The 9,589-nt window shown below is 32.1% G+C and carries 6 protein-coding genes; all 6 read left to right on the forward strand.

Translation table 11 applies throughout. The features are described 5' to 3' along the window. The coding region (locus tag NF27_RS11550; RefSeq protein WP_161791739.1) for a DNA-3-methyladenine glycosylase I at positions 1 to 129 on the forward strand (129 nt) is incomplete at its 5' end. A 200-nt stretch (positions 130 to 329) separates the two neighbouring features. Further along, positions 330 to 3,395, forward strand: coding sequence for a coiled-coil domain-containing protein (locus tag NF27_RS00280; RefSeq protein ID WP_152606799.1), 3,066 nt, complete (start codon positions 330 to 332; stop codon positions 3,393 to 3,395). Further along, complete coding sequence (locus tag NF27_RS12150; protein ID WP_161791740.1) at positions 3,385 to 3,540, forward strand: hypothetical protein; 156 nt, start codon at positions 3,385 to 3,387, stop codon at positions 3,538 to 3,540. The genes NF27_RS00280 and NF27_RS12150 overlap by 11 nt, the downstream gene beginning before the upstream one ends. Before the next feature lie 465 nt (positions 3,541 to 4,005). Then, the gene (locus tag NF27_RS00285; protein ID WP_039454568.1) at positions 4,006 to 5,895 is read left to right on the forward strand and encodes a leucine-rich repeat domain-containing protein; all 1,890 of its coding nucleotides are present in this window, start codon (positions 4,006 to 4,008) and stop codon (positions 5,893 to 5,895) included. Between the two features lie 73 nt (positions 5,896 to 5,968). After that, positions 5,969 to 8,086, forward strand: coding sequence for an ankyrin repeat domain-containing protein (locus tag NF27_RS00290; protein WP_039454569.1), 2,118 nt, complete (start codon positions 5,969 to 5,971; stop codon positions 8,084 to 8,086). Between the two features lie 113 nt (positions 8,087 to 8,199). Then, on the forward strand, positions 8,200 to 9,589 hold a 1,390-nt coding region (locus NF27_RS10935), incomplete at its 3' end, for an ankyrin repeat domain-containing protein (RefSeq protein ID WP_193387649.1).

Below are 9,589 nucleotides of genomic sequence, written 5' to 3' on the forward strand. Positions count from 1 at the left end.
TCTTTTAGTAAAGACTTAAAACAAAGAGGATTTAAGTTTGTTGGCTCAACAACAATATATGCATATATGCAAGCGGTTGGGATGGTAAATGATCACTTAGTAAGTTGCTTTAGACATGAACTGGTTTGAAAGCTCCCTCTCTTGCTTATATAGCCGTCAGATTAAGTCTCAACTAGTACACTTCCTTTGCGTTAATGTTTATCCATTTATATTAATTTTAAACACCTTGACATTTTTTTTGTGCTGCTTCAAAAGCTAGCTAGTATGTGTGGCTTTTAATAAGTTAATTCTACATACGAACATTTTCCACTAACTAATTGGATGCTGATATGCTTACGCTAACTAATACCCAAAGAAAAATAGTAAACCAGCTTAATAATGATATTACCTTTAAAAGATTAAATATCTATGAAAGAGATTTTATTTATAGTACTAAGGGGCCCTCTAATTTTTTTAATGAAAAACTTTCTGATGCTAATATCTTAAAGGTTTTATTAGCTTCACAATACTATTCAAATAAACAACTTATTAACCTTTCCAATCCACAAGAAGAGCATAAGTTAGCTCTAAAGTTAGCATTATACAAAGCTCCACAAAACTTTAATCACTTCAGTGATCATGATATTAAGGAATACCTTATATTATACAAAAATAGATTTACTGACCTTGATTTACCATACAAATTATTAAAAATAGGAATTAATGACGCAGTATATAGTCTACATGGACCAGCTAAATTTGTTGCTCATACTGCTATAGAAACAGCAGAACACTATGGCCTATTTAATGGCGATAAAATAGATATTGACCTTTATAAAAAATTTGACTTTGCCAATCGTAACTCAAATCTATATTTTGAAGTACATAATAATATATTAGATCAAAAAATGTTGACCACAAAAGCTTTAGAACACTCTAAGCTTATAGCAAACCATATAGGTCAAAGAGAAGGAGGTCATATCAAAGATAAACTCAATAAGACAAAGGAGAGAATAGAAAAACTAAGTGAAGTAGTTATAAAAACTGAGGAGCAACAAAATAAGAATGCTCAGCAATTAATAGAAAGCCTTGCCAAACAAGGGGTAACGTTGAATGCAATCGAAAAAAATATAAGAGGACAAACTGAGCATACTAAAAGAATTAATGATGATTTAAGAACACTAGATATAAAAATTGAACATCAAAATGAGCATATTACAAGTATTAGCAATAACATACAAATCTTAGATACAAAAGCAGAAGAAGCCAAAATAGTACAAGAAGAGATTTTATTCTATGCTGCACTGAATCATAAACTCCAGACAGAAATGGTAGAAAAAGCAGCCATGCAAGCCAAGCAGGAGGAAATAAAATCCCATTTTAATGCAGCAACTAATGTAGGGAATTTATTAATACAGTTAGGTCAAGTAACGGAGTCAAAAGATTTACAAAAATTTGGTGCTTTAACTGTTGCTTCAACACAAGCTTTTTATGCAGCTTGTCAAATTACTGGTTCTCTTGGAGTTGCGGCAGTGAGTGGTATTGCTATGATTACTCCAGTCACTGCAATGATAGCAGGCGCCGTCGCAGTAGTCAGTATACTCTCCTCTAAGGGTAAAGATAATAAAGCCATGGCTGCAATGTTTGATCAGTTGTTTAGCGCGCTCAATACTATCCATAAAGAAATGCATGAGCAGTTTGATTTAGTGCATAAAGAGTTATTTGAAGTGTTTAATATAGTACATGAATCAATTAAGCGTAATGAATATAACTTTATTAAAGTATTTGATAAACTAGACGCCATTACAAAATTCCAAGAATTTAGCCATAAAGAGATTATTGATGCGGTGCATGCTAATCTGATAAGTGAGATAAGCAAAGCGACCTATATGATCAAAAATGATAAGATGCCAGAGAAGTTAGATGATAAGCTGAAGTACCTAGAGAATCTTGATTATGCTGCTAATCACTTAGCGTTTGATAATGTGCTTAATAATCCGGATAAAAACCCTGGTCTTCTTTTTATTGATAAGTCAATTGAACAACAGCTAGAAAACAGGCCACTTGAGCAAAATGTCGGCTTCTTGATTAACTATGCGAAGACCATATTAGGAGTAAAAGACTTACCAGAAGGTAAAGAAATACCTAACCCTGCCTTATTCTTTTCAATCACGAGTATTTTACCACGGTTCCTACTAGATATAGTTAATCAAGATGCTGAGAAAGTAGGATTGTTACTTAAAACTTTAGAGCCAACCATTGCAGCTAATAATAATGTAATTAGTACAATTAAAGCTATGAAGCAACAAAACGTGGTAGGTGAAATGCTTAAAGTTTATCATGCAGAGCTTAATGACTTTAATTCCTATATTGTAAATGAAAATAAAGTTTATAGTAAAGCGCTTGGCTTATTTAAAACTTTAAATTTGGATTTACCAAGTTCCGTGGCAGCTCATACAATCATTGCCATGAGAGATGGAACATGTGTTAGTGATGGTACATACTACCTGGCCGAAAAGCTGGGCTTGGGTGTTATTAAGTGGGTGCATCTTGCATTTGTGGTTAAAGAAATCTACACTGATAAACACACTGGTAAAGAAATTCCTGTCACTTGTTCTCCTGATCCGGGAATTACCAATGCTCTCCCAGCTAAATTACAAAGCATTAGGATTGATTTTATCAACAAACTTACTTCAGAGCCAAAGTTCAAAGAGCATATTAATGAGCTTAAAATTTATGAAAAAATGGTCTCCTTTTATTCTGCTTTAACTGGAGGAGAGGTAATAAATATTAATTATATTAATACTTTTGAGAATCACTTAAATTCAGCAAAAGCAAGCCATGCTAATGAAGCAATATTAATAACCCCAATTGATTACTTTAATAATCAAGCCATTTGGTTTGTGGATAACTCTAAAATTGATGTAGCACAAAACAAGTGGCATGCGAGTAATAGTATATATTTAGAGTTTGCTGATAAAATCAAACAATCACTTAACTATACAGGTGTACTTTTAAATCAAGTTAAAGCATATAATGAAATGCCGAAAATTGATTGTGCATCTAATCAAGCAGCAAAAGAAAGCAGCAAGGCATTACAGCACCTTAAAAACTATTTTGAAACTATTAATGATGCTAAAGATGAATTAGTAAATACCTTCCCTAAAGGCAAACTTAAAGAATTTGGCAAATTCAATAAATATTTTGATACTGCTAAAGGGCAAGTTGATGCGCTTGAAACAGCTCCCACTGCCAACCAGCTAGAAGATTTATATTGCAACATCTTCTGTACAGATAAGGTACTGAAATTTAATGTTAAAACGTATCGTGATGCGGCCTCTTCGGATGAGACCTTGCTTGATATTAAGCATGAACTTAGAGAATTTACTGAAAAAGCTATAATTTGTGATTGCTAAAGGTAAATATTTTGTAAAGCGCATATATGGTATTGTTAGAATTTGTGCTAATGCTTTACTAGGAAGAGATGATTGGATAAAACAATCATTTGAAAATACAGGAATAGAAGAAGTAAAATTACAAGGACAATCATTTAATAAATAATCACAAACTAAAAAAGTAAGCTAGGAGTAAAAATCTTCTAGCTTTTTTTATTTTTCATTATGAGTGCTAGAGTGTAATAAACGATCATATTTTACACTGCCTAGTTCCTTTTAAGGTATATTATATAAAATAACAACTTTTGAGTCTATAAACCAATCTCTGAATCAAAGTGTATAAAGTAACTTAAGTTGATGAGTTATAGGGAAGATAACTTATAGAATTGAGGAAATAGAGAATAGTAAGTATTAGTTTATAAAGTAAATACTACCCACTTACTTTATAATAATAACTTTATTTTAAACCACCATGTATATAGGCTATAAAATTTTAAAAAATCTATAATACTTAATAAATTAATATAAAAAGCGTTTAATTAATTTATTAAGTATTATAACAATATATTTATTGTTTCAAAAAGCATTGGGCAATAAGTGTGAAACTTTAAAAACTGTACAATAGGTATATATGCGTAACCCTGATAATCTTTTAAAATCTCAATATGCTAATCTAGTAGAGACCACACAAGGAAGTCTTGATCTTTCAAGCAAGGTAATTACTACTGCAGAAATGGAGCTACTGGCTAATGAACTGAGAGATAATACAACCATTAATGAAATTAAACTTAAATTTAATAAGGTTGAAAAAAAAGCAATAGAAGCAATACTGGAAGTATTTAAAACCAATACCACATTAATATCAGTTATAGTACTTGGTGAAATTGAAAGTAAAGAAAAATATGAAATCAATAATTTATACTACTTGCTAGGTGCATATATTAATAGAAATAAGTTGCTTTCTAATGATAGCAAATACAATACCTACCCTGATTCTTTTCGAGATACTATATATAAGAACGAGTATGGTGATAGTGATAAGCAAATTGAGATATTGGCAGAAGGTATAGAGCGTAATACAACGGTTACTCAATTTTACTTAAAGCCATACACAAGGGAAGCCGATAATGAAGTTGCGATAAGTAAAGCTTTTCAAAAAAACAATAAAGCAACTGCACTATTTATCATAGAGCATGCAAAGTTAGGTTTAGGGAGATTAACTATAGGAGATGTATTAAAGCATAATACTGCTCTCACTCAAGTTAGTTTAAGCTTTAGTTCCATTTCAGATAAAGGAGCATACGTGCTAGGAGAAGCATTACAAACCAATACCACCCTTACTCACCTTATCCTTAAAGGCCCCACAATTTCTTATCAGGGCATGAAGGCGATAGGAGAGGGGCTTAAGGATAATACTACACTTACTGAGCTTAATTTAGATATTGCGAATGAGAGCCACAAAATTGATAACTATAACAAAGAAAACAGCGCACTTGGTGCCTTAGCTGAAGGGCTTAAATATAATACTGGACTTAAAATTCTTAAATATGGCCGCTATAACGATAGTATATATGATTCAACATTAGATGAGATAAATTTGAAAGGATTAGGTGATGCGCTAAAGGAAAATAATACTATAACATCACTAGTTATCAGCTCTTTAAGTTTAAATGAAAGTAATTTATCTGAGGATCTGGGGTATTTGATTATAAGGGCTAATTGTAAGCAAATTGAGATAAGAACTCCAGTTCAGTATCATGCTAGAGGTCTAGTAACTATTGCAGAATCATTAAAGTCTAATACCACACTTACAAAGTTAGATCTGACATATGCTGTTTATTCAAGTTATGAGAAAGGCCATGACAAATACTTGAGAGTTCAAGCTTGGGAAAAGATTAATAAATATCTAAAAAGAAATAAATTTATAGAAGAGAACCCAGCTCTCAAACCAAAGCCTACAGATAAAAATGTTTCTAAAAAGATAGGAGAACTTACTGTAGAAAATGAAGAGTTTAAAACTAGAAACGAAGAACTTGAAAGAGGATTTGCAAAGTTGAAAGATGAGCTAAAAAACATAAACCAAGAATTACAAAATTTACAATCTAAGGTTAAAGAGCTAGAAAAAGAAAATACTAAATTACATGAAGGAAATAAGGTTTTAAAACAACAAAACACAGAGAAAGATATTCAGCTATCAAACTTACAGAAAGAAAACAGCAGTTTAAAGTCAGTTATTGGCAGGCATGGATTAGCACAAGAAAGAGCAGAAGCAGCTATAACTATTCAAGCTTTAGTACGTGGGCATAGTATTCGTAAGGCTATACCATTAGAAGATATGAAAGTTGAGCGTAAAAAAGAAATACAAGAAGCTATGAAGAAATTAATGGAAGCAGGAAAGTATAATGATCTTTCAAAGCTTGCTACTGCTATGGAGGAAGGTCAGCTTCATACTGCTATGCAAATAATTAGAGGTATACCTGAAAAAAATATAGAAGTTCAGGGCAAAGCAGTTAGTTATTAAATTTATATAATCAACTTATATAGCTATTAATTTTTAAGATTATTTAATCACTTTAACAAAATATGAGGCTTTCATGCTAAGAAAAGATATAGAATCTAATCAGACAGACCCTACTTTAAGAGATATAGTCAATAGAAGAAGAAATAATCGAGATGAAGAACTTAACTTATTATTTGAGGCGCCTGAGGTGCTTAGCTTTAGCGACTATACCGGTGCTAATCTTATAATGTTAGCTGCTACACAGGAAGGAAATGCAGATTTTATTAGTATAATAAACGAGCTTGAGCCTAGCCTTATTGATGCAGTTAATAATGATGGAGATAACCCTTTAACATATGCAGCAGTTAACGGGGTGCTTGATGCATTAATTATATTGCTCAAGTTAAAGCCTGACTTAGTAACAAAAGTTAATAAAGAGGGAAACAATGCTTTAATGGTTGCTGCACAACATAAGCAAGATAAAATAGTAAATTATTTATTTGAGTATAGGCCTGATTTAATTAATGTAACCAACAAACAAGGTGATAATCTTTTATTTATTGCGGTAAAAAGGGACAATCCTGAACTAGTTGCAAAGATAATAAGCCTCGATCAATCATTATTAAAAGTTATTAATAATAATGGTGATCTACCGATTATGGCAGCTGTCGGGGAAAGAGCTTTAGGCGCATACAAGGTGCTTAAGCGTTATAGCTCGCTTGAGGATCCAAATATGATTCTAAACACAATTAATAGGCAAGGGGATAGCATATTAACAATTGCAGCAAGGGTAGGAGATCTTACTATCTTCCAAGAATGGTATAACTATTTTGAAGGGAAAGCTAAGCAAGCCAAAGGGCAAATTCATGGTATGAATTTCCTAGTTATTGCAGTACAAAATAAAAGCAATGCTATTATTGAATTTATATATAATAGATATATTCAGGCACTTAATGGTGCTACAACAGGCTCGCATAGATACGAGGATAATTATAATGCCCAACTACGTGATTTTATACCCTTATTCCTCCAAGGGTCTAGTGCTTTAATAGCTGCAGCTATAAATAACCCAAGCGTTATTAACCAATTATTTAGTATTGCCCAATATGCAGGAGTTGAGAAACAAATGGAAGCTGGAATACTAGCGGCAGTACAATCTGGGAATCTATCAAGTATTTATACATTTTTAAATCTCGGGAGATGTAGTCTATGGACCCCAGATTCTAGTGGTAATAACCTGCTAATGGTTGCAATTTTGCATAAAAAGATAGATGTAATAAAATATATGTTAAATTCTAATTTTATGAACCAAAAGGCATTTATTGATTATACAAATAATAACGGTGATAATGCTTTAATCCTAGCTGCTCAAACTGGTAATATTAAAATAACCAAATTATTAGTCACTTATGAGGGGGCACACAGATTCAATATAAACCATATTAATAATCAAGGTTACAATGTTTTTGCTTATACTCCAAATTTAGAAATGGGTTTACTTCTAATTGCTGCAGGAGCCAAAGAATTAAAATGCCCTTCACATAGTTTAGAACAATGGCTAAAAGTGCTTGGGCTTAAGAATATTGATGAATTTCAAGTATTAAAACAGAATATTGAAGCTAGTAGCTTAATTACTAATGACACTACTTTCATAGGTACATGGATTTCTGAGTTGCCAAATGAATTAAAATTTCATATAGCAAGTACATCATTTTTAGAGAAGTATCCTGGAGTAAGAGAGGTGTTTAGTAAAGATGAAGGATATTTTAGTATACTAAAAGCCAGGCTCGAAGCAGAACATAAAAGCATTCCTAAGCTACCAGGTCAACAAGAACAAGAAGACCTTATAGGGGATCATATTAATAAAGCATCAAAGTTTGTATCTGATGCAGTAATAAAAACATATATTAATGATAATCAAATTAACCTAAGGCCTGCACAGCAATCAATATTAATTCTACAAGTCTCCAACTGGCTTAATAATGTTTTACAATCTGAACAACAGCTGTTCGGGGGATATGTGTTTCCTGAATTGCGAGCAGAGCTTATGCGCTCTACATTTAGAATTTTAAATACTTGCTCTGTTCCATTCCCAATAGGTACAAGAGAGGCTATTGAGAGGGTAGCTAATAAAGTACTTAATACTATCCCAACATCCTATGTTCAAAAATATGCTATGAATGAAAAAACAGGTGAACAGCGCGGTATATAGGTAAATGTTGAGTCCAATTAAATATTTTATGCAACTTAAGTATTATATAATAATAAATATTTAGAATTACATGTACTACTTCTAAATAGGTTTTTAAAAGATAGGGTTTAAAGATGAAAAGGAATGAAGATACTCGAACATATACTTACCCTGAACAAATAACCCAAGAACAGCAAGGATATGAAAGTTTACAAGCAGCACTGTGTTATAATTTTAAAAATATGGACTTACTTATACAAGCTTTAACCAGAAGGTCGGCAGTTAACATAAAAGATAATGAGACTTTAGAATTTATAGGAGATAGAGCTTTAGAATTAGCTGTAACGGATATTTTAATGGAAAAGTACCCAGACTATACTGAGGGAACTTTAAATAGTATGTTATCAAATCTTGTAAGGAATGATGGCCCTTTGCTAGATGTAGCAAAAAGACTAGAGATAAGCGAAGATATGATTCCACAAGGTAATGTAAGTGACCGTAGGTTAGCAGATGCGATGGAGGCAATAATTGGGGCAATCTTTTTAGATAGTGGAAAAGACTATGCTGTTATCAAAAGTTTTATAATAAGGCATTGGGATTCACTTAACTTAGACCCGGAAGAGGTTGCATTTCAAGCTGTAGGAAATAAAGATATTCAATTACTTAAGGGTTTGCTTAAAACCGGAGTAAATCCTAATGCATTAATTAGCAATAAAATAGGAGAAGAGAAGTGGCACCTAGAAAGTTATTCACTTTTATATTCTGCTGTGGCATTAGGTAAAGAAAAGATGGTAAAAGCTTTATTAAAGGCGGGAGCGGATCCAAACCAAGAAGTAATTTTTAAAGATAATGAAGCAAGAGATTATACATCTTTCCCACTTTTAGTGGCAGTAAATGGATGTACTAAAAAGGAAAGGGAAGAGGGTGATAAAATAATTAATAAGCGCTACAGCAAAATAATAAGCTTATTAATAAATAATAAGGCTGATATTAACAAAGTAAATAATTATGGCCGTTCATCTTTACATAATGCAGTTGTTATGGGCGGTATGGTTGTAGATAAATTAATTAAGAACGGGGCAGCAATTAGTATTGCTGATAACATAGGACAAACTCCGCTACATATTTTAGCCGGGAGGCGATATAGTGATAAAAAAACTGCTAAAGCGCTTATTAGAGCCGGTGCTAACATAGATGCGGTTGATAAGGAAGGGTATACTCCATTACATTTTGCAATAATGAAAGAAAACATAGATATAATAAAGTTACTAATAAAGAAAGGAGCCAATGTAAATAGAATTGATAATACAGGTAGAACAGCTCTTCATATATTAGTCTATTGTAATACATCTAGTACAATTCCAAATGATTATTTTGAAACTAATAATAAATTGCCTTTTACAATTTCATTCCCTGCGATTCTAGACATTTTACTTAAAAATAAAGCTGACCCTCTTTTTAAATATCTTAGATATACTCCTAGGGATATAATTAAATTTAGGCTTAATACTACCGATACTAAAC

Source organism: Candidatus Jidaibacter acanthamoeba (genome assembly GCF_000815465.1).
GTDB lineage: Bacteria > Pseudomonadota > Alphaproteobacteria > Rickettsiales > Midichloriaceae > Jidaibacter > Jidaibacter acanthamoebae.

What these genes read in the sequence shown, in the direction of transcription:
- NF27_RS00285 (WP_039454568.1), top strand. Translation starts at nt 4,006, where the DNA reads ATGCGTAACCCTGATAATCTTTTAAAATCTCAATATGCTAATCTAGTA.
- NF27_RS00290 (WP_039454569.1), top strand. Translation starts at nt 5,969, where the DNA reads ATGCTAAGAAAAGATATAGAATCTAATCAGACAGACCCTACTTTAAGA.
- NF27_RS00280 (WP_152606799.1), top strand. Translation starts at nt 330, where the DNA reads ATGCTTACGCTAACTAATACCCAAAGAAAAATAGTAAACCAGCTTAAT.